The 23,052-nt window shown below is 41.9% G+C and carries 16 protein-coding genes; 8 read left to right on the top strand and 8 right to left on the bottom strand.

The annotated features are described in order from the left end of the window. Window positions 1–95 precede the first annotated feature (95 nt). Window positions 96–968, top strand: a complete 873-nt coding sequence (locus SJY39_RS08010) for a LysR family transcriptional regulator (RefSeq protein WP_016768227.1) — start codon at window positions 96–98, stop codon at window positions 966–968. A gap of 100 nt (window positions 969–1,068) precedes the next feature. Here the strand turns inward: SJY39_RS08010 and tnaA are convergent, their stop codons facing one another. From tnaA to SJY39_RS07995, 3 genes are all read right to left on the bottom strand, one after another. Continuing rightward, window positions 1,069–2,538 carry a tryptophanase gene (tnaA, locus tag SJY39_RS08005; RefSeq protein ID WP_016768228.1) on the bottom strand — a complete coding sequence of 490 codons (1,470 nt, stop codon included), beginning with the start codon at window positions 2,536–2,538 and terminating at the stop codon, window positions 1,069–1,071. A gap of 719 nt (window positions 2,539–3,257) precedes the next feature. Next, a complete protein-coding gene (locus tag SJY39_RS08000) occupies window positions 3,258–4,922 on the bottom strand; it encodes a GTPase family protein (RefSeq protein ID WP_016785036.1) in 1,665 nt (554 codons plus the stop codon). Then, on the bottom strand, window positions 4,909–6,024 hold the full coding sequence (locus SJY39_RS07995; protein WP_016768230.1) for a YcjF family protein: 1,116 nt from the start codon (window positions 6,022–6,024) through the stop codon (window positions 4,909–4,911). Before SJY39_RS07995 ends, SJY39_RS08000 begins: the two co-directional genes overlap by 14 nt. A gap of 218 nt (window positions 6,025–6,242) precedes the next feature. On the opposite strand from SJY39_RS07995, the gene SJY39_RS07990 reads away from it, so the two are divergent. Then, complete coding sequence (locus SJY39_RS07990) at window positions 6,243–6,740, top strand: peptide-methionine (S)-S-oxide reductase (RefSeq protein ID WP_016768629.1); 498 nt, start codon at window positions 6,243–6,245, stop codon at window positions 6,738–6,740. A gap of 154 nt (window positions 6,741–6,894) precedes the next feature. Here the strand turns inward: SJY39_RS07990 and SJY39_RS07985 are convergent, their stop codons facing one another. Then, window positions 6,895–8,511 (bottom strand): polysaccharide lyase 6 family protein, encoded by a 1,617-nt coding sequence (locus SJY39_RS07985; protein ID WP_016768628.1) that lies wholly within the window; start codon window positions 8,509–8,511, stop codon window positions 6,895–6,897. Window positions 8,512–8,621: 110 nt separating this feature from the next. Beyond that, window positions 8,622–10,397, bottom strand: a complete 1,776-nt coding sequence (locus SJY39_RS07980) for a transporter (protein WP_016768627.1) — start codon at window positions 10,395–10,397, stop codon at window positions 8,622–8,624. Window positions 10,398–10,937: 540 nt separating this feature from the next. Here SJY39_RS07980 and SJY39_RS07975 point away from each other — a divergent pair. From SJY39_RS07975 to SJY39_RS07965, 3 genes are all read left to right on the top strand, one after another. After that, the gene (locus SJY39_RS07975) at window positions 10,938–11,546 is read left to right on the top strand and encodes a toxin-antitoxin system YwqK family antitoxin (RefSeq protein WP_010438394.1); all 609 of its coding nucleotides are present in this window, start codon (window positions 10,938–10,940) and stop codon (window positions 11,544–11,546) included. A 345-nt stretch (window positions 11,547–11,891) separates the two neighbouring features. Further along, window positions 11,892–13,445: a methyl-accepting chemotaxis protein gene (locus tag SJY39_RS07970; RefSeq protein ID WP_016768626.1), complete on the top strand. Its 1,554-nt coding sequence runs from the start codon at window positions 11,892–11,894 to the stop codon at window positions 13,443–13,445. Between the two features lie 1,144 nt (window positions 13,446–14,589). Next, window positions 14,590–15,303: an oligogalacturonate-specific porin KdgM family protein gene (locus SJY39_RS07965; RefSeq protein ID WP_010438391.1), complete on the top strand. Its 714-nt coding sequence runs from the start codon at window positions 14,590–14,592 to the stop codon at window positions 15,301–15,303. A 140-nt stretch (window positions 15,304–15,443) separates the two neighbouring features. Here the strand turns inward: SJY39_RS07965 and SJY39_RS07960 are convergent, their stop codons facing one another. The 3 genes from SJY39_RS07960 to SJY39_RS07950 all read right to left on the bottom strand — a co-directional run bounded on the left by SJY39_RS07960 (window position 15,444) and on the right by SJY39_RS07950 (window position 19,018). After that, window positions 15,444–16,160, bottom strand: a complete 717-nt coding sequence (locus tag SJY39_RS07960) for a 3'-5' exonuclease (protein ID WP_010438390.1) — start codon at window positions 16,158–16,160, stop codon at window positions 15,444–15,446. Beyond that, window positions 16,160–18,022 carry a DUF294 nucleotidyltransferase-like domain-containing protein gene (locus SJY39_RS07955; RefSeq protein ID WP_010438388.1) on the bottom strand — a complete coding sequence of 621 codons (1,863 nt, stop codon included), beginning with the start codon at window positions 18,020–18,022 and terminating at the stop codon, window positions 16,160–16,162. Before SJY39_RS07955 ends, SJY39_RS07960 begins: the two co-directional genes overlap by 1 nt. Before the next feature lie 276 nt (window positions 18,023–18,298). After that, on the bottom strand, window positions 18,299–19,018 hold the full coding sequence (locus SJY39_RS07950; RefSeq protein WP_010438385.1) for a FadR/GntR family transcriptional regulator: 720 nt from the start codon (window positions 19,016–19,018) through the stop codon (window positions 18,299–18,301). A gap of 342 nt (window positions 19,019–19,360) precedes the next feature. On the opposite strand from SJY39_RS07950, the gene SJY39_RS07945 reads away from it, so the two are divergent. The 3 genes from SJY39_RS07945 (at window position 19,361) to SJY39_RS07935 (ending at window position 22,707) form a co-directional block, all read left to right on the top strand. Continuing rightward, window positions 19,361–20,137, top strand: coding sequence for an SDR family NAD(P)-dependent oxidoreductase (locus SJY39_RS07945; RefSeq protein WP_016787918.1), 777 nt, complete (start codon window positions 19,361–19,363; stop codon window positions 20,135–20,137). A gap of 244 nt (window positions 20,138–20,381) precedes the next feature. Further along, the gene (locus tag SJY39_RS07940; protein WP_010438380.1) at window positions 20,382–21,104 is read left to right on the top strand and encodes a FadR/GntR family transcriptional regulator; all 723 of its coding nucleotides are present in this window, start codon (window positions 20,382–20,384) and stop codon (window positions 21,102–21,104) included. A 235-nt stretch (window positions 21,105–21,339) separates the two neighbouring features. After that, on the top strand, window positions 21,340–22,707 hold the full coding sequence (locus SJY39_RS07935; RefSeq protein ID WP_080572738.1) for an MATE family efflux transporter: 1,368 nt from the start codon (window positions 21,340–21,342) through the stop codon (window positions 22,705–22,707). Window positions 22,708–23,052 lie beyond the last annotated feature (345 nt).

The raw sequence follows: 23,052 nt of genomic DNA, 5'->3' as shown, positions 1-23,052 counted from the left end.
AGTTTTTCACTACTAATATGATATTAGAGTCATATGATTTCTGTACGCCTAACGCACAGAGATTGCTGCTTATAAAGGAATCATTTGGAGAACCTGTGGACATCAATCTAGATATTCAAAATATCCTCGTCATCAAGCGTATGTATGAACTTCGCAATGTTGGACTGGTTGCGGATTCGCTAGGAAAAACCTCTGGGGCGATCAGCAAGAACCTCTCAAAGTTAAAGTTGCAGCTCGACGATCCACTGTTCATTCAAACCAAAAACGGGTTTGAACCCACGACTTTTATTGAAAATAACATCGAAAATTTTGAGCAAATACTAAGCAGTGTCGAAGCGATAAAACACCAAGCCTTCTGCCCTGAGTCTTATAGAGGTGATATCACCATCTACGCTAACACGCTCTTTTGGGAGCGCTACGGATCCAAACTTTACCTAACGCTTGCTAAAGAAGCACCCAATGCGCATTACTCATTCGTAAGGTGGGGAACCAATGTCAAAAACAGAATCATTGACGGTGAAAAAGCTATTGCTGTTCACTACTTTGATGACAGCCTCCCTCAGTCCATTTCACAAATGGAGATCGGAAAAGGACAAGTCGTATTCTTTGTGAGAGAAGACCATAAAGCACAAAGCTTTGAATCACTCGCCAACTATCCAATCATTCTATTTAAAACGCCGGGTTGGAATGACAATAAATACCCTATTCTCGATCGCCTTCGAAATATCGGATTTCATGTTATTCCAAAAGTGGAAGCTGATCACCCAGCAATGATCCACGATATTGTATTGAAGTCCGACTATTTTGGTATGACTCTAAACGGCACCGTACCCGAAGGCTGTAGAAGTATTGATTTACCGGAAAAGCTCATTATCGACGTCAGCTATGTCATGAGTTGTCGTCGTTCACAAAAAGACGCGCCATTGAACAAGTGGCTTTTTGATACGCTTAACTCAGTATTAAAGTAACCATAAACTTAGCGATTTAGGTTGATTTGTTAAGAGTAACTCAACAACAAGAAAAGGCTCCCACGGGAGCCTTTGTATTGGTGACTATTCGCTCGTTTTTCTAAGCTTCTTCGAGCTCTAGCTTACTATTTTTTATAGATTGTTTAGTACTTGTTTCAACCTCTTTTAGGCGGGCAGTAAAGTGCCTTAACACTGGTGGCTCATAAGTAAAATCAAGCCCCTTAACTTGCCCTGCATTCTCTTTCACTTTTTCAAACGCTTCGATGATGAAGTCCATATGAGTTTGCGTGTAGGTCGCTCTAGGAATTGTCAGACGCAATAACTCAGCAGGACACGGATGTTGTTCTCCCGTAGTCGGATCACGGCCTTGCAATAGAGAACCAATCTCAACAGCTCTAATGCCTGCTACTTTGTACAGTTCACACGCCAAAGCATGTGCGGGGAACTGACCAGCCGGGATGTGTGGAAGCAATTTACCTGCGTCGACAAATGCAGCATGACCACCCGCTTGTTGGCAGACTATGCCTATAGCTTCTAAGCCATCGACCAAGTATTGAACCTGACCGATGCGATACTCCAACCAATCTTGACGCATGCCGTCATAAAGGCCGACCGCAAGGCGCTCCATCGCACCACCCTCTAAGCCACCATAAGTTGGGAAGCCCTCTTGCACGACACACAAGGTTCGACACTCTGTGTACACATCCATGAAAGAGTCGTCTTTAAAGCACAACAACCCGCCCATCTGTACCATCGCGTCTTTCTTAGCTGACATGGCTAAGCCATCCGCGTATTTGTATGACTCACGAGTGATTTGTTCGATAGTCCAATCTTGATAACCGACTTCACGTTGCTGAATGAAATAAGCATTTTCAGCGTAACGTGCAGAATCCATAATCACAGGAATGCCGTACTTCTGAGCTATTTCATACACAGCTTTCAGGTTGGCAATAGATACTGGTTGTCCACCAGCCGAATTGCATGTAATCGTGCTCACGATATAAGGAACATTGGCAGCGCCCGCCTCTAAGATCGCCTCTTCCAATTTAACAACATCGAAGTTGCCTTTGAAATCCGCGTTCACTGAAGTATCAAATGCTTCTTTGGTATAAACGTTCCTCGCGACACAACAATTCACTTGAGTATGACCTTGCGTGGTATCGAAAAAGTAGTTAGACAAGGCGACCATTTTGCTACGGTCGAGGCCTTTTTCCATTTCACGCTTCTTAATAAGAACAGGAATATAGATCTGCTCTGCACCGCGTCCTTGGTGTGTAGGAATAGTCAGCTCATAGCCGAAGATATCCTTTACTGCATTCGCCAACGCATAGTAACTGCGGCTGCCACTGTAGGCTTCATCGCCCATTAACATCGCCGCTTGCATACGTTGTGTTATAGAACCGGTGCCACTGTCGGTCAGCAAATCGATAAATACATCGTCACTGTCAAGTAGAAATGGGTTCATGCCCGCTTCGACAATGGCTTGTTCACGATAGGCGCGAGTTGTTCTTTTTACTGGCTCTACAACGCGAATACGAAACGGTTCTGGTAGATGTTTGAAGTTTTCCATAATAGTCCCATTCAACAAATTCAACTTATAAGAAGAAAGCCAAATTCATTATTTTTAGATGTCACGAGTCATCACTATTAATTTAATTTCACGCACAACCATTCTCGTGATAATTACAATAATAATTAATAGCTATAAATATATTATTTAATCAATACGTATTGATTAGGTTCCAATTAATAATTAACTAGAGATAAAGAGTTGTATGCACAAAAGCAAAAATAGCTGACGCATAAACTACGACATTTCTTAAAGAAAAAATTAACAGGATTGGCAAAACTCAAGGGCTCTGCTGGCGCGTGACGCCTAGAGGGTACTACTCTGAAGAAAGGTGAAAAGAGAGCTGGTGGTCTAAAGTATACCAAGCTAACAAGGTCAGCCATGTTGTTGATTGCCATTTCAGATACAAGTTCACAATATATCCCTACGTTGAAATCAAGATGAAACGAAATTTAAATATAGTGCAATGGTTTTATAAATAAAGCTTGGATAAGTATAAATGTGATCAATATTTAGAATGACAATTAAATCTGATAGCGTGTTATGTAAACTTCGAATACCAGAGGTTCATAGACTATTAAACTAGTTCAACGAGATACTTAATAATAGCAGCTATTTTTTAAATTTAATGCTTCGCTAATATAGAACGAAGATCTAGAACACTAAGTTCTGATGAGAACTAAACCTCACCAGAACAACATTATAGAAACTATCGAGGACTACTTTTTCTTAACAGCTTGCTTAATGGCCATTTCAGCGAGCTTTGGTGTCGCCGCTTTCAAAACACTTGGTGTGACCTTCTTACCAGCGTTCACTACTTTGTTCAGTTGGCCTTTAACCGACGTTCCCCGTTTCATTGCCTCCAAACGTTGGCGGTTTCTTTGCACATTATTAGCATCAGCTATGCCTTCGATTACCATCTGCTTGAGTGCTTCTAAACCAAAAATCGTCTTTTCTGGCGCAATAGCGAGCGGTAACACGATATCAGACTGCAGCAATATATGGTTGTATTCGAGTGCTTGAGCAATGATCTTCGCTTTGGGCGATGTTGGATTACCCAAATCATAAGGCGGCTGCCACTCATCAACAGGCTTTAATCGATCGACCTGATTCACAACCGATACAACGATTGGCTTCTTACGTGAGATGTTTTTAGGATCGTCATAGAAAGCATCAAACTTGCCCTTCAATTGCTTATCCAGTTCACGAGCCGATTGATTGGCTTTAAGAACCCAAAGTACAACATCGGCTTGGGTCATCTCTTTAAGCATCAGAGCTTCGGTTTTGGCATTGCCATCCAGCCCTTGAAGATCAACAACTCTAACATCATTGTCATCGACAAACGCGTTGTATACGGTTGAAGTGTCGGTTGATGGCAGTACATCCACTTCAGCTACCAACTCTTGCTTAAGCGCATTAATCAGTGAGGATTTCCCAGAGCTTGTTTGCCCTACTAGAACAATTCTTACTGGCTCTAATTCTGGTGCAAAGCGCTGTTCATCTATTTCAGAAACATCCGACGCTCTTAGTGCTTCATCTTCAATGCTAAAACGTCCACTATAGAGATCAATCGCCACAGCGGCCACCTCATCTAACAAGGCTTGCTTGGCAGCATATTGCATGTCCTCAACCACACCTCTTGTCATTGAAGAAGTCGCCTGTTCACGGCCTAAATCCGAAATGACTTTCAGGGGGTTCAAATACAGGTTTTTAAGATGATTACCCCAAATGGCAGCTTTAATGATCTTATGTCCTAGCTCGCCATATTTGTCATAGGCTTCGTAGCCCGCTTTGATATAGGAAACCTTGAGATATTCAATACCTGGTATATGTTCTCGCACCACCAACTTATAGCGTCGGCTCACCTCTTCGAACAGCTTCAGTCCTTCTGGAATAGAGAAGTCGAGTGATTTCTTGTCAAACTTCGTGGCGACAAACTCAAGAACTTCTAAACCGGTTTGGTCTAGATTGCCCCACTCTATGTCGATCATTAATTGTTGCCGCACGTGGAGTTTCGATTCATTCCAGATCGACAGCTCTTTTTGAGACCAATCAATAGAAGCTTTAACAAGCGCATCGTCGATGTCAGTCTTCTTAAGCAATGATTCTACTTGAGGTTCATCATCGCTCTCTTTATTCAAAGAAGAATCGCTATAGGTCGATTTGTGCGAAGAGCGACTAGAAATGTATAGAGGAACAGAGAATAGTAAAGTACTCACCGCAATCGCAATGGACATTTCCAGTAGGTAACCATATTTAATCGCCAAGAAGAGACCAAAACCCATCATGATAATGCTTGGGAAGATAGCCGAAATCAGGGTAATGCCCCAGCGGCCACTCGATAGCACCGCCAGTAATCGAAATAGGTTTCTAATTTTCTTCATAGCCCGACGCCGCCTTTCCTTTTTTCAGGGATTCTTTGTAGATCTTCTGCATCTCTTGTTCAGAGACTTCTTCACCTTTGTTCTTATGATAGAAGTAAAAACACGCCGCGCGACCTAAACCATAAGAAGTGCCGAAACTCATTGCCGCTGCAGCAACCGCGCCCACAGTTTGACCATAAACTGGAATCAGCTTTATCAACTGTCGAGTGCCCAGTTTCATTCCGTATTGCAAAGCGAAGCTGCTTCCCAGAGTTCCTATCAATTCACTAAAGACTCTCTTATTCCATTCGACCCCATATTGATTGGCCAAGCTATGAAGCATTTTCGCTTGAATCGCAGGCACAGACACCAAACCAACACCTGGAATCAGGTCACTCGCGGCAGCGCTTCCTGCATACCAAAGCACTTCGTTTTCGACTTGATCAAAATTCGCTTCTTCTTGAGTCGAGTGTTCTTTGTCTATCACCATCATCCCTATCACAGGGAGTATTGTCGTCAACTGTTCTATCAGGGTGTCATAGTTATAGATGGGACTGCTGTTATAAGTAGAGCCGTCATCAGTTTCAAAATCGACGGCCACCGAAGAACAGTCCTTACCCCAAACCTTTTCAACTTGATTGGTGTTGAATCGAATTTGCCTTGTGCGATCGGTCTCTTTAGAGGACAGCACAGCAGTATGAACGAGAAGTAAATGCTCAATCTTCTTCTGCTTTTTAACCTGTTTCAGGGCAGAAAGCACAGATGATTGTTCGGGTTCATCGGCTTTCATCACTACGACTAGCGCATTGCCCGCTTGACCAATCTCTTCTAAATCTTCTTTAGGATCATAATCGGCCTCTCCCAAACCACGAGTATCAAGAAACCGCATTACTGGCTTGTCTTGAGGAAATTCATATGACATTGCAGTCATCGTGCAAGGAGCAAAACCGTTACCCACCTCAACGGAAGAATTGCCAGTCACGGCTTGAATGAACGATGATTTTCCAGCCCCCGTTTTGCCCAAAAGCCACAGCGTCGGTAGATGTTTACGCTGATACTCCTGAGCCTGAGTGAGATCTGGATTCTTACTGGGATTGATGAAATCTTTTATTTGATCAAACATGGTTAAGCTAACGCTCACTTGATAATGAAATTCGAGTTGATGACAATGCAATACTGACTTATATAATCACAAATCCTATTAGACTTATGTTTGTTCAGTCGCACTGGTTTACAATACCTAAACACTTGTTTTTATGTGTGCGCTTTTTCAAGAACGTGTATCACCACATTGATTCACGTATCGAACGAACAACAAATACAGAGAAGTAAAAGGTAAGTATGGAACAAATTTATTTAGCGGGTGGCTGCTTATGGGGTGTACAAGAGTTTATTAAGTACGTTCCTGGAGTCATCAGCACCGAAGCTGGCCGTGCCAATGGCACTTCTCGAATAACGCAAAATGATAACACCCCAAATACCTATGATGGTTACGCTGAATGCGTACAAATCGATTTTGACCCGAGTATCACGTCGGTAACGATTCTGATGAAGCACCTGTTTGAGATTATTGACCCATACAGCGTGAACAAACAAGGCATCGATGTAGGAGAAAAGTATCGTACTGGCATTTACAGTCTCAACGATGGACATCTTGCCGAAGCCAAGCGCTATATTGCGTCGCGTGATGATGCAGACCGAATCGCTCTAGAGATACTGCCTTTAATACATTATGTCGCCAGTGACGACATCCACCAAAACCACCTAAGTCAATTCCCAGAAGATCATCATTTGTGTCACATCCCTTGGGATCTGCTGCATAAGTATAAATCACAGTAGTCACGACGTAAGATTGAGATGGTCACGACCTAAGATCGATAAAACCTCAACAGATATTACCCGTTGAGGCTTTTTAGATGTTAACGGCTAATACAGCTATCTTGAATTTATTTGATAGCCCAGACCGTTAAGCATTAAAACGTTAAGCAATAAGCTACTTCGTTGTATTCTCGAGCACGTAGTCCGGACCCGCCGTTTCAGCCGTCACAACGGAAAGTTTCGACACATCGGCACCTTCGCCTTGGTAAGCATTCATGCCGTTAGTAATAGTCACTGCCGGCAACTCGACTGAGTAGCTTGAGATCTGCTCAGAATCCGTCACTTGACCTACGTACGTTTCATCAGTGTATGTAGCATCAACTAATGGGAAGTCGTTTGTTGCGCGTACACTTACAAAGTCAGGTGATAATGAATTATCAACCACGTTGTTGCTAAACGCGACATCAACACCTGCATAGATGTTTTCCACTTCTGCGTTATTGAACAGGCTTACACGATGACTTTGGTTGCCATACACAATGCCCCACTCTGTATCCACAAGAGAGTTATTCTCGATCGTGATATTTTTAGGTGTCCATTGCTTGTTAAGCTCTTTTCCTTTGACCGACTGATCTAACTGTTCGCCGTTTGCAACATCGATGATGCCAGTATTGATAACAATACCGCCGCGTAAGTCAGCATTACCTTCAATTAGACCATCACGACCACGCGTGTTAGCAATGTAGTTGTTGCGGATAACATGGTCTTCATCATAAATACGAACACCGCCAGTTAGACGCTTTCCGTTACCAAGGATCATGTTGTTTTCAACTTTATTTCCTTTACCGTGACGAAGTGAAATTAGAGCAGTACTTTGAAAAATCGTGTTGCCTGAAATCGTGTTGTCACCCGACTTAATAGAAATAAGTTCACGCTCGCCATCCATATCAATCATTAGGTTGTTAACAAACTTAGAGCTCGAATCCCATTGTGAAGCCTTAGAATCACCGATGCGGATGGCTTCCCAGCTGTTGCCGTTATAACGAATCGCTTCTTTGATGTCGAACTCATTAAATTGGTTCGGTTTCTGATCCATGAAGATGTTATTCGCGATCAGGTGATTATCTGATGTGTCATCTTTTTGTACACCAATCAGCGTCCCGCGTTTTTGTTTACCTTCGAAACGGTTATTGATTACCTTGCCATCTTTGCCCCATAACGAAACCCAAAGGTATTTTGGATATTCAGAGCGGCGATCGTCTGGTTCGTATGTGTAATCGTGGTTGAAGTAGTAGAACGTTGAGTTTTTAAGCGTGTTGCCATTACCCATCATACGCACAGCACCAAATCGTTCGTTTGGACCACCTTCAGTAAACACTAAACCATCTAGTGTGACGTCATCACCTTTAAGTTCAAACTGAATAAGGCCAGTAATCCAAGCCGAACCCGCTTGCTCAGCTCTAATAGTGATATCGTTCGCGGTAATAGTCACTTGACCTAAATTCGCGTATTTACCACTAGGGATAACGACTTCGTCGCCATCTTTTAAATTTTCAAATTGTGCTTTAAGCGCAGCCACTTGTTCGTCTGAAGCAACGGCCAACGTATTCCCATCAACCTCGTTTAAGCGATCACTACTCAATAAGTAACTACGATCGATTTCGCTAATAGCAGGCGCTGCTTGTTCAGCCACGTCGATCACTGGTGCCGCTGTATCTTGGCTTGTACAGCCCGTTGCGAAAGCTAACGTGAACGCGCTAATAATACTTACCGAAATTAATTTTTTTTTCATCGTACATCTCACATTGAATCTTGGATTATCAAATTAACGGCCACCCAAGTGGGTGGCCGATGTATTAACACTCTATGTTTGAGTATCTATTTTTTAGAATCTTGTAGGCATTAGCTTTCAGCAGAGGTAACTTCGTCGTTTTGTTGCTCGACTTTGTCATCAACCGCTTTCACCAGAAGCAAACCAACAGAGAATACAATCGCACCACACAGAACAAACACCATGCGTCCCCACATAGGGTTCGGCAGTACGAACATTGTCATTACGCCCACACCCGCCACTGCGATAAGTGAACCCAACATACGACGTTGCTTATTATCCAGTTTCTTCTGCTCGTTACTTTCAGCAACTAATGGTGTCGCTAGGTTGTTGAAGAACTTGTCTACGTCTTTCTCACGGTGCTCAGCAAGAGGCTTGTAGAACAGTGTTGATAGAACGAAGAAGCCAGCAGTAAATACGATGTGGCCAATAAGGCCGATAGCCACTTTAAGGTCAGCCCACTCACGGCCAGTTAGCTCGTTCAGACCGAACCAGTTTTGAACCATATCCGCTGTGATAACGAAACCTACGAAGTAAGAAACCACACCACCAACAACTAGCGTACCCCAACCAGCCCAATCCGGTGTTTTACGGATAAAGAAGCCACAGAATGCAGGAATTGTCATAGGGAAGCCGATCAGTGCGCCCACATACATCATCGTATCGAAAAGGCTCAATCCTTTAAGAGAGTTGATGAACAGTGCAACCAAGATGATAGCGATACCGAAGAACGTAGACGTTAGCTTAGAAACAACCATCAGCTCTTTCTCTGTCGCTTGAGGACGAAGAATCGGCTCGTAGAAGTTCTTAACAAAGATACCTGAGTTACGGTTTAGACCAGAATCCATTGAAGACATGGTCGCAGCAAACATAGCGGCGATCAGAAGACCAACCATACCGGCAGGCATGTACTCTTGAACGAAGTATAGGTAAGCGAAATCAGCAGATTTGCTGCCTGCTTCTGGGTAAGCAGCCGCTAAATCAACACCTTGACCCGCCATAAACCAAGATGGCATAAACCAAATGATTGGACCAAGCGTCATAAGGATACAAGCAAGCAGTGCGGCTTTACGTGCATTGTTAGAGTCTTTAGCCGCAAGGTAACGGTAAGAGTTCAACATGTTGTTGGTAATGCTGAATTGCTTCAAGAAGATGAAGACTGCCCAGATACTAAAGATGCTTAGGTAGTTAAGGTTGTCACCTGTGATGAATGAATCTGTTGGGAAATCACTAATGATCTGCGTAACGCCGCCACCGTGGTAAATCGCAACCACGGCACACGTCACCGTTACCGCCATGATAATAACCATCTGCATGAAATCAGATGCGATTACTGCCCATGAGCCACCCGTTACTGACATCACCAGTACAACCAGACCAGTTAGGATGATTGTCGTTGTCATATCAAAGCCAAAGATGCCAGATGCGATGATCGCAAGACCGTTCAACCAGATACCAGCAGAGATAACACTGTTTGGCATGCCCGACCAAGTAAACACTTGCTCGTTCACTTTACCAAATCGCATACGAATTGCTTCAATTACCGTAACCACACGCAGTTGGCGGAACTTCGGAGCGAAGTAAAGGTAGTTCATTAGGTAACCGAAGGCGTTAGCAATGAAGATAATCGCTACTGCAAAACCATCAGTAAAGGCTTTACCTGCCGCACCAGTAAATGTCCACGCACTGAACTGGGTCATAAATGCTGTTGCACCTACCATCCACCACAGCATGTTACCTCCCCCACGGAAGTAATCGCTAGTTGTACTTGTAAATGTTCTGAACATCCACCCTATCGCAATTAAGAATAGGAAGTAGATGCCTACTATCAGGGTATTGAGTTCCATCTTTAGACCTTTTATTTATGTTTTTCTGTTAGGTGCACTATAGATAGATGATAGCCACATTTGTACTACAATAACTTAAATGCGTGACAGCGATCTTAGACTATTACCATCAAATAATCATACAAGTGATCGAGTTCAAAGTTGCATCGAACAAGAGCGAAATTCATCAACATAGTGCAAAGTCTGGCACTCTCCCCCCATATGACAGGCTAAAACTCTATAAAACCCCAATTAAATGTGAATAAAATCACACAAAAATGAAAATCAGTCATTAAAAGAATTCAATCGTTACAAGAAAAATAACAAATCTAACGAAGAAAAAACACTCAATATAATTTTTAAAAATGATTAAATCCAACACATTTGTATTACAAATAATACAATGCCTACGTCCAAATACGTATGAAAAAGTTCCCTTCAATAGACAGTCAATAATGAAAACTTGAAAACCAGTAATAGCTGCTGACAGTCATCCATGGAAGTGAAATGCTTTTAACACACTGATTACACTTTCCCCCGTCCAATAAAAAAGGTGTCATTATGAAGAAATACATCCCAATATTGATTGCTCTTAGTACGATGTCTTCTATGAGTTACGCAGCCACCCGAGAAGATGCTGTTGATTATCTTCAGATGCGAAAAGGCGTTGCTTATCAAGTTAACCACTCAAAGCCATTTACTGGGCAATTTGAAGAGAAATTCGATAACGGCCAAATAGCCACTCAAGCTCAGTTTGCTGATGGCTTAGAGCTTGGGTTAGAAACCAACTGGTATCCAAATGGCCAGATCGCTTCTAAAGTGAATTACGAAAAGGGTGAATTACAGGGCAAAGCTGAGGCCTGGTACCCGAATGGGCAGAAAAAAGCAGAGCTCAATTATATCGATAACAAATTATCGGGTGATGTCTCTCGATGGTATCCAAATGGCGAACAAAGCCTTACTGCGAAATACAGTAACGGACAACAAGACGGGCTAGTAACGGATTACTATCCAAATGGTAACAAGGCAAGTCAAGCCAAATTTGATGATGGTGAAATTGCAAATGGGACATTAACTCGTTGGAATCAAAACGGAGATAAGGTTGAAGAATTGACCTTTAAAGGCCACAAAATCACATCTAAACAGGTATGGATGCCTACACAAAGTTAGCGCTATCGCAACGATACCCACAGCAATGGGCATTCATGTCACTACGCGTGAGCGCCTATTGCTTTCGAAACCCTCTTAAACGCATTATTTTCGTCGCTGACCAATGCAAGTTGTACCTTCAAACACGCGACTGTTCATTTCACTCATCACTAAAAGTCACCACTAGTAATAAAAGCATCATCAATAGATATTGAAAATAAATAATATTTAACTTGCGAATAGCCTTTTGTTAAAATATTGTAAGCAAACGTTTACCTTGCGAGTCAGATCTCATTATGCAGCTCGTAGACGAGAGAAACGCGATTTCAAATACGTTATTGAGTCATATTGCTTTGGTGCCCGTCCATGAAAATTAAAACCTCCCTATTTAGCCTTACTTGTTTGTCCATATTGTCACTGATGATTGTTGTATCATTCACTGAAATGGCAAACCTCAAACTGATTAAGTTAGAGAAAACGCTGATCAAAGTTAAGTCGCTTGAAGTCTCTATGCTGCAACTTAATCGAACAGAATTAGAATTTTTGATCAGCCACGATCAATCACTTCAGCCAGTATTCACCAAGGAATACTCAAACTTTCAGAAATTGATGGGAAGTTTTTCTGTTCTACTTGATGAATCAGACATTGTCGTTTCAGAGTTAGACAAACTGAAAATGGAAGTTAAACAATACAATAAAGATTTTTCTTTGATGATAAACGCCATTGATCGAGACCCAACACAAGTGGCGGGGCTAAAATCAGAAATGAAAACATTGTTTGAAGACATCATTTCGATATTCACGGCTGTTGAACGCCGCCTGGAAGAACAAGTAGAGTCGATTCAACAAACCATTACCACTTTCATTATTAGCTCCCTAATAACCGTAGCAGTAATGCTTCTCGCACTTTCATTTGGTATTTCATCACGTGTAGCGAAAAAAATTGCATCATTGAACTCGGTGATGCTTGTGGTCTCCCAACAACGCGACTTTACCGTAAAGGCAGAAGAGAGCGGTTCAGATGAAATTGCTGATATTGCGAAAGCTTTTAATATTGTACTGTCAGATATTCGTCAGCTTGTTGGGCAAGTACAAGGATCTATCCAACAACTAGGTAATATTTCAAATCAGCTACAACACGACGGAAGGCTCGTTGAAAGCGCCTTAAACAAACAACAGCTACAAACAGAAAACATTGCGACCGCGATAAACCAGATGGGCAGTAATATCCAAAGTGTTGCGATAAATAGTGACAACGCATCATCCAATGCACAAACCAGTTTCGCAACGGCTAATGAAGGCTTGAATGACGTCGCATTTACCAGAGACACCATCAATACTCTTTCGACTGACCTAGTAAGCGCCAGCGAAGAAGTAAATCGCCTCTCTGTTCATTCAGAAAAAATCAATACCGTATTAGAAGTCATTAAAGACATTGCAGAGCAAACTAACCTCCTCGCTCTCAATGCAGCAATCGAAGCAGCTCGTGCTGGAGAACAAGGGCGCGGTTTTGCAGTAGTGGCTGATGAAGTGAGAACCTTAGCAGGGAGAACACAGCTTTCTACTGAAGAGATCTCCAATATTATTCAAGGGGTTCAAGACCAAACCCAAACGGTGGTTAATACAATTCAAAACTGTTGTGAAAAAGGCGATAGCAGTGTCAACTCTTGTGAAAAAGCGCACTCAAGACTCACATCAGTAATCAAGGATATGGAAACGATTCTAAACAACAGTTTAGAAGTGGCCAATGCAATGCAAGAACAAAGCGATGTTACATCAGAAATCATTGACAACGTAAGTTCGATTAAACACCTTACACTCGCTAACGTAACGGTCGCTTCAAAGAATGCCGCCTCCGCAACATCGGTTGTAGAACAGACCGCATCTCTTGAACGTGCGGTCATAAACCTCAAATCTTAATCGCTCTATACATCATTCACGGTTACTGAATGAATCAGTGGGTGCCCTTCTTATCTATAGTCTGTATCTGTAGATCAAACGATCAATACAAATTTTAGGCAAAAAAAACGCTCATGTTGCCTGTATCAACATGAGCGCAAAGGTAGATCTTCACTACCATCTCCTACCTTTCTAAAGGAAAGCAGAAGTTATAATTAGAATAGTTGGGAGCAATAATCAAAATGCTCTTACAAGCACTTCAACGATTTCTTCTTTTTCATCAGTTTAGAGCGACTATATCCAATCGTTCTAACTCCGATCTCTATAGCAGGCTGTGTAACTGCCTTGCCTACTACACTTCAAACCTTTTTTGATTGAGGCTTTTTATCCCCTCACGGCAAATACATCGTACTTTTAGGTATGTTAACTTTTAGACTATCTTCGCTTTTAAACTATCTTCGCTTTTAAACAAAGCCTTAGCCTTAAAACCATCATCCCAATGCAGCTATGAACCATAAGTTCATCCATTCACGTCGGTAGTCACTTAAAACTAACCGACAGAATCACTACCTAAAACCATACAGATGCATGTGCATCTATTTAACGTTCTGACGATATGTGTTACTACATAAAGTTAGTAAATAATAATGTATTACAAATAAAAATGACAACTAAAGATTCAATTTTTTGCTGTAGCGCACATTTATTGATAGACAAAAACTCAGAAAATCAACATAACCTGAAAAATAACCATTAAAAAACAAAGGTTTAATTTAAACCCTAACTTTGTAACCCTTTGTAAATAGTGGTTTTATCATGACAACACGATCTAATTCACAGAACCTCACCATTCTAATCGCTAGCATATTTGTAGTATTTTAATTCAAAAGAAAGAGTAACCCTACACACGAAAACAAACGTCATCGCATTGAGCGTATAACTCCGCTTTACCTAAAAGCCGGCGTTGCTAGGGAAAACCCTGAATGGTGAAACTGGCAACTGAGACAGACTTTAGCAAGTTCACAATGAAAAAGAACTTAGCGGAAATATGGGCTCAGCGCGACGTAGAACGACTTTACCCAAAACTTTAATCCCAATACAACAAAGGGCTCAACGTTGGTCCTTTATTAACCATTTTTTATTTAGATACAGTGGAAACAATAAAATGATAAAAACGAATAAAGTAACGCTTGCAGTATTAGCAACTCTTTTTGCAGGCAGCGTGTCTGCGGCATCACTAGATTTTCGTGAAGAGTACAAGCACGATTCGGAAGAATGGGCTGGTCGAGTGAAAATTGGTGGTAGCACAGGTAATCATTACTACGGCGTAGAAATGAAGCACAAGGGTAACCTAAGCGAACTTCAACGTGGTGATAACGAATTTGAATACGGCTACCACTTCAAATTCGATAACAACTGGCGTGTAACAACTTCAATGCCGATTACTTTCGGTGATGAAGCGGTAACTTACAAACCGCAAGTACGTGTTCAATACAAATTTGATTCAGGTGTAACAACGAAACTTCGTTACCGCCATGAGTTCCGCAATTATGCATCAGGTAAAACTTCAACAGGCCTTGATGGTAAGCAACACGACTCATTAAATGCCGGTAAAATTACGGGTAATATCGATTACAACTGGAACGCTTGGCAGTTTGGCTTTGAAGCAAACTACAAAGAAGATTTCTTTAATGACGAATGGAAAATGGGTAACAACGGCGAGTACGAGTGGGACTACAACATGAAGATCGGCTACAAAGAAGCAGATTGGAGCTGGCGCCCATACGTAGAATTTGGCAACGTTCAATGTACAAGTGATACGGTGTGTGACTCAAGCCGTCAACTACGTAGCCGTGTAGGTATTACTTACAGCTTCTAAGCTGTTCCCTATATGAAAAGTCTAAGATGATAACTGCCTAATTTTCTAAGACCCAAACAAAAGCCAGCATAATCGCTGGCTTTTATGCTTTCAAATCAGTTCAGTCAACAATGATTCAAATAAGGAAACAAATGGCTTCCCTAGTGACTGATCCTATATAAAAATGATAGTGTCACTTCATCATTCGGGACCACTCGTTTCTGTTGAGCCAAAAATAGCTCCGCTGTTGAAACTGCATCAGCTAACGCATTGTGGCTGTTATACTCAGGAAGACCATACCTGTCACGTGTGCCTGCCAAAGTTAAATCTACCTCTTCATGATTACTGATCGCTTTCTCCATAGATTTTTCAATACACAATGTATCTAACCAAAGCAAAGGCACCGTTCTCAATCCGTAACATCGAAGTAGATATTGACTAATGAACTTCTCTTCTACAACACAAGCGTGCGCAACAATGATTTTACCTTTTGCGGCTTCAAAAAAGGTCAGCATGGCATCATGAATTGACGCGCCCTCTTCCAACATTTGCGGCGTAATGTGATTAATAACCGCGGTTTCTGCGTTGATCTGAGAGTCGTTGTTAAGATAGATGTGTTTGGCAGATGCCAAATCAATTCGCCCCTTAACCACATCAACCCACCCCATCGATAAAATCAGATCTTGTTCACTGTCTAAGCCCGTCGTTTCAAGATCTAACACAATATACTCACTATCTTTAGCCAAATCCGCCATCTCTGGACACGGCTGTTCAACAAGATCGTGTAATGCTTCAGGCAGTTTAACCGTATTTAGGTATTGCTTTCGCTTGCGCTTGACTCGCTCAAGCGGATGAAAATAATTTAACAATGCTCTCATTAGCGCGCTCCAAAACGAATCTTCGCCGCCTCTTGGAGATCAGCTATGATCCTAAAGGCATCTTTCAAGTGCTTACGTTCAAAGCTACCAAAGCTATCAGGGTTGATGTTGTTGTCTGGTACCTCCCCATTCTTCAAAGCTTCAAGTTGATGACCAAATCGGAAAGATAAAATGAACTGATACGCACCCAGAATGTTCTTGAACGCGTCATCACTGAGCATACCTTTCTCGTTCGCAGCTGCAAAACGCTCGTCGGTTGCAGACAAATCACATTCAACGGCTAGCCCGTATATACGTGCGAGATCGATAATCAGGTTAATCGCGTATTTCTTCACATTGAGCGTTTTCTTGTTCTCTCCCGACTTCTCTAACACCAAGCTGTTAAAAATGCCCAATGGTGGATTAGTGTTCACCGCATCTTTCACCAACGTGCTCAAAAATTCTCGATTATTGCGAATATTGGAGTGCAACTCATCACGAAGAATGCCCTCAAATTCACTGTTGCCGTAAATAGTGCGAATTTCAAGGAAAACACTGATATTGAGTAGACGCTCATATTCAGGGTTTGCTACCCACTTCTTGTAGTAGTGCTTCCAAACACCCAGTGGCTGACACCACTTTGGCGTCGCAGCCATGAATTTTCCTGGGCATAACGGATAGTCACAACTTGCCAATCCATTTGTTACCATCATCGCTAAATGCTTGAAATAAATACGGTCACTGTCGGTTGCATCGTCAGAAAGTACAATCGCGCTGTCTTGATCCGATAACATGTGTACTTCATTGCGGGCGTGAGAACCCGCAACAATCCAAGAAAAGTCACAAGGTGGTGGGCCTAACTTGTCAATTGCTATCTGAATTAATCGGCGGGTGTAGGCATCCATAATCATGGTCATTACCTTACCCACTGTTTCCGGTGCAACTTTACCTTCCACCAGCGCTTCAAATATAGCTTGTCGTTCCGAGGTAAATGAAGACATGGTTTTCACACTGCCCGCGTATTTGATTTTCTCAATCAAGAAAATGGCTTGAACACGGTGGTTTTGAACCAAGTGAGACGTGGTAAGAAGCCCAATGACTTTGTTCTCTTTCACAACCGGCAAGTTGCGAATATTAAACTGCATCATAATAGACGCGGCGTGTAGCACTAAATCGTCCGGTTTAACCGTAAGAGGAGAATGCGTCATCACCTCAGAAATAAGGCTATCAGTACTGACACCATGAGCGATCACTCGCTTAGTCATATCTCGGTCAGTAATTAAGCCTACAATCGACTCATCCTCATAAATTACCGCACAGGGTGAGCGTTGATGAAGCATTTCAACCGCGACCGATTGGATGGTTTGCTGGGACTTAACAATTGCCACCTGTCCGCTTGCGACTTCTTCAACCTTACGAATGAACAAGCCTTTCTCTTTGTTTGACCAAACCACATCCAGTGCCGATTTCAAACGAACTTGGGCCTGTGAAGCAAAATGCTCAGCACAACTTGGAAAAGCTTTGAAAAGTGTTTGAAGCGCCGAGTGTGGAATAACATAAAGTAAGGTGTTTTCAATTGCGACAGCTCTATAGCCTTTATCATCATTAACTTCAGAATCTAAGAACGTGAAGCCGAACAGATCTTCACTGCCTAACCGTGCACGAAGCACACCGTCCGATTTTCTTTGCTCCATAGATCCTGTTCGAATGATATAGAGCGACTTTTCTTTTCCTGACTCGCATAGATCGACGACATCCCCTTTGGCTAGATAGGTAATCTGAACATTAAAAGCGAGGTCACGAAGCGCTTCTTTAGGGATCTTATCGAAAGGGTCTATCTGACCGATGAACTGAAGAATATTTGGCAATAGAGACTGAGGCATATAATCACACTCGCATTAATTTGATTAGTATTATTATATAACTAACAATGCTGGTTACTAGCGGTTTTAGCAAAACAACGCACATAAGACTAAATATTGGACATCGGTCAAGTTTTCATCAATTTTGGATGTAAAAAAAGCACGTATTAAACGTGCTTTCAATAGATAACTGTCTGTAGTAACAGCAATTTTAGGTTGACTCCACTAGGTATCCAGAGCAACGCTCGATAGAAACGGCTAAGACCTTAGAGTTGAAACCTCACCCAAAACACTAAGCTAGCTTGCTACTGGCAATCTGTGGTTAGTATCTAATAGATGACTTGCAGAAGCTTGGCGTGCTTTATCACTGTTACCCGCCATGATTGCTTCATAAATTTGACGGTGTTCATTAATACACGTACTTCCCTCTTCTGAAGAATGAGAAATAAAGTTAACAAACATTGTCGTTAAGATATTGCCAAATGGAAGGTAAAAGTCATTACCTGTTGCATTGAAGATGAGGCTATGGAATTTCATATCAATATCTAGCCAACTGTCTTGGTTAAACTCTTCAGCACCTGATATTTCTACCATCTGTTGGAAAATGCCCGACAGTTCAATGCGTTGTTCAGCGCTCGCGAACTGAGCAGCCAATGCACATGCTTCTGGTTCAATCGCGCGACGTAAGCCCAAAAACTGATGACAGAATTGGTCTGTATCTGCCAAACCATCCATCCATTCGATCAATTGCGGGTCTAAAAAGTTCCAGAACGCACGGTCAACAACGCGAGTACCGATCTTTGGTCGAGATTCTAGTAGGCCTTTTGAAGTAAGAAGCTTAACCGCTTCTCTTAATGCAGTCCTACTAATTCCAAATTGCTCACACAGAGCCATTTCACCAGGAATGATAGAGCCTTGAGGCAAATTGCCCGACAAAATACCACGTGCGATTTCACGTGCAACTTGCACATGAAGGCTTCGCTTAGAGCCTGAAATCGAATTGAAAGAGCCAGCCATGTGTCTACTTACTTATTAGATATGTATTATTTAACTCGGACTATAGCACTGATTTATATCTGCACCAACTAAGTATAAGAATAACGTGAGGTCACGAATGATATAGGCTAGCGAAGATTTTATGAATTTTATAAGTATTTAGTTCATCAAACTAATTAAAAACATTTATTCATACAAATAGTTCTTATTTACACCGTTTTTTGTATGCGCAAACTCACAAAACGACTCTTACTCTCACTATTTATGTCGTTGATGATCAGTTTTGAGATGACTATCCTTGAATACTGCAAGTGTTATTGTATGATTTATTAACGCGAATGATCTACAATATAGGCGACTGTGATGTTTAACGATTTAAAAGGCAAACGCATTCTAATTACTGGCTCTACTGCTGGTATGGGCTTAGCTACAGCACGTATTTTCGCAAAGTATGGTGCAAAAATTGGTATCAATAGTCGTGCTTCTAGCCCAAAAGTTGATGACGTTATTGCCGAACTCAAGGAGCTTGGTGGCGATGTTGCATTTTTCCCTGCGAACTTGATGGAAACATCGGATTGCGAAAAATTAGTTAACGAGTTCACCGAACACTTCGGTGGGATGGATGTGTTGATCAATAACGCAGGCGGTCTTGGCGGTCGTGCCAACCTAGAAAATATCGATGACGAATTTTATGAACGAGTAATGAACCTAAATGTTCGTTCTGCGTTAATGACAACCAAATTCTCTATTCCTCACTTACGTGCGTCTGCCGCAGAGTCTGGCCAAACATCGTGTGTTATTAGCACGGGTTCGATTGCCGCTCGTGAAGGTGGTGGTGTGGGTGCTGGTGTATATGCCGCATCGAAAGCTTGGTTACACGATATCCATCGGAACTGGGTAAAAGAATTTGCTAAAGACAATATCCGTTTCAACATAGTTTCACCAGGCACTATCGATACCGCATTTCATGACGGCAAAAGCGATGAGCTAAAGTCGACCATTGCTAGCAATATCCCTATGGGTCGCTTTGGCAGTATTGAAGAAGTAGCACCTACTTTTGCTTTCTTTGCCTCACATGCTTGCAGCGGTTACATCACAGGGCAAATTCTGGATGTTAACGGCGGACAAATAGCGCCCTAGATCCCTAATTAAAAAGGCGAGCAAAATTAGTTTTAGCAAGGTCACAAAGTTAATAAGATCGCAGAGCGATATAAAGTCGCGAAGCTAATAAGATCACACCGTTATATAAGCGCATTACATTTGGTCAAAGACCTTAGTAGATGAGGGAAAACCTCACACAACATAGACGTATACACTGACATAAAAACGCCAGATTCGTCTGGTTTTTTTTGTTTTTTTAAAGTTTCAATTTCAGGTGGTTTAAATGTCAATATTTACATTGGTGGAAGATTCAAGCCGCCGAATTCATGTTCAAGTGGCGAGACAAATTGCTCGTAAGATCTTGTCTGGCGAGTTAGAAGAAAATCAGAAGTTACCCAGCGAAATGGAGCTGTGCGAGATCTTTGGAGTGAGCAGAACTGCCCTTAGAGAATCCACCAAGCTGCTTTCTGCAAAAGGACTCATTGAATCAAAGCCCAAAGTTGGCACTCGTATCAAACCGAGAACACAATGGCACTTCTTAGATCCGCAATTACTCTATTGGATTCAAGATTTAGAAGACACCAAACCTTTCTTGTCTCAATTTTTGGGTTTAAGAAAAGCGATAGATCCAGAAGCATGTGCATTGGCGGCAACCAACGCAACCGTCGAGCAGCGTAAAGAACTCTCTATTCTTTTCCAAAAAATGACTCTAGCGGCTAACGCCTATGACTATGAAGAGTGGACAACGCACGACCACCTATTTCACCAGACGATCTTCTTATCGACTGGCAACCAGTTTTACATCCCGTTCGCAAACATCTTGTCGACAATCTTCAAACAGTTTATCGACCATTCAGCAGAAGGTGGTCGCTTCTGTTTAGAAGAGCATAAAGCAATATACGATGCGATCATGTCAGGCAATGCCAAGCAGGCACGTGTAGCCTCTCAATTATTACTTGATGATGAAAACCAAAAATTATCTAAGGTTGAATTAGCGTTCGCATAACCGAAGTTTACTTGAGCTGATTTGTGTTTAGATTTCTAATTAGACACGAATCAACTCATATTCGACTGTCTACGGTGCCCTAGCCGTCAGTTTTACTTTTACGATTAGTTTTGCTTAAACAATCAATCTTGTTTTGGCTCTCAGTCTTGTTTAACCATCAATTACCGTAGTGTTTCATCTTTATACGTTGAACTCAGGTCATCTCAGAGAAAACTTACGGTTATATACACATAAGGTGTTGTTTGTGTCTTCGCAATCGTACGTAAGGAAAAACTTCTCTCTCGCTTGGCCCCTAGCCTTGAATGGTATTTTGATGCAGTCGATGTTGATGATCGACACGCTTCTTGTTTCTCCACTTGGAGAAATTCCACTCGCAGCAATGGGGATTGCTACAACCATTGTTGCATTCGTGCTAGGTATACAAATGGCACTGGCAAATGGTACACAACTGGTACTCAGCCGTGCTGTGGGCTCTGGTATCGCAGCTTCTCTTTCAAAAGCATTTTGGGCAGGTCTGTTCATTAACCTGGGCATAGCAACGGTATTTTGGTTTCTATTAACCTTTTTCGAACAGCCTCTAATTCAAGCCTTAACTGACGATAACGCACTCCAATTAGAAATCAGTCGCTATCTTGATATTTCTAAATATCTGGTGATTTTCACCGCATTAACACAAGTCATCATCGCTCTTTTTAATGCACTAGGAAGAACTAAAGTACCCTTTAAAGGTTACTTGATTGAACTGCCGATCAACGCCGTACTTTCTTATGTGCTTATTCACGGCTTTTCAACGTTTGAAGGCATTGGTGTTCAAGGCGCTGCACTAGGTAGCATTATTGCAATCACCATACGCTTACTCTATTTGGCTCTGTGTGTTCATTTAAGTTCAACATTATCACTCAAGCTAAGTGCTCAAAAATCTGAATTCATTACAAACGTTCGACGCCACTTTATTGAAATATTCCCGGTCGCCGCAAATGTAACCATGTTATTAATTGGTGCGACCATTTACCAATTGCTGTACTCGCAGCTCAATATAAACGCCTATGTAGCGATTACCTTAGTGATGCCTTGGATCAGAGCTGGCTCTCAGTTCATTACTGCTTGGGCTCATTCTTCAGCTATTACGATCAGCCAAGCGATCGGGTCCAAAAAAATGGATGATCTCGCCAAAAACGTTGATACCAGTATTGATGTTGCTGTGGGTGTTTCTATTATTTGCGCGGTTCTATTTGCTGGATTGAGCGTAGTAATTGGAGACATCTACCCAGATTTAGATCCTTCAACCTATCAAGCATTAGCTGTTATTGCTCCGCTCTACATATTCTTACCGATTGCTCGTGGCTACAATACTGTTCACGGAAACGTTTTGAGAGCACTGGGCAAGACAACCGCTGTATTTAAAATTAATTTTACTGGCCAGTGGGTTATTTCAATCCCTTTGTGTGCGTTGATTATCCTCGGCTTAGATGGCTCTATCTTTTGGGCATTTGCAGTCCAGCCATTTGAAGAGATAGTCAAAGCATTTCCGTTTAGACACTTGGCACGCAAGTCTTTGAAAGAGTTTGATGCAAACAAAGCCAATGAGTTGATGTATGACTAAACGCCGTCGTACCCTCTAAGCTCTAAGCTCTAAGCTCTAAGCTCTAAGCTCTAAGCAGTTTGATTAACAGCCTTGTCTTCTGACAAGGCTGTTTTGTTTTATATTGGATGGATTCTAGTTTTGAGTTAATCAACCCCCTTGGGTTAACTAACGCTCAATAGCTTAAGTGAGAGCCATTTACAAACCTCGATAATCAGACCGCATATGACATTAATCAAGAGCAACCAGCCGTCTTGATATGTTAGATGCACGAACAAACACAAGTGCCATACACAAAGGCTCGAATAAAAAAAGGCCACTTAACATTGAGCTAAGTGGCCATTAAAAATGCTTGATTGAGCTAAC

The organism is Vibrio sp. R78045 (assembly GCF_042466085.1).
GTDB classification, from domain to species: domain Bacteria; phylum Pseudomonadota; class Gammaproteobacteria; order Enterobacterales; family Vibrionaceae; genus Vibrio; species Vibrio cyclitrophicus.
This window is presented reverse-complemented; position numbering and strand designations above follow the sequence as displayed.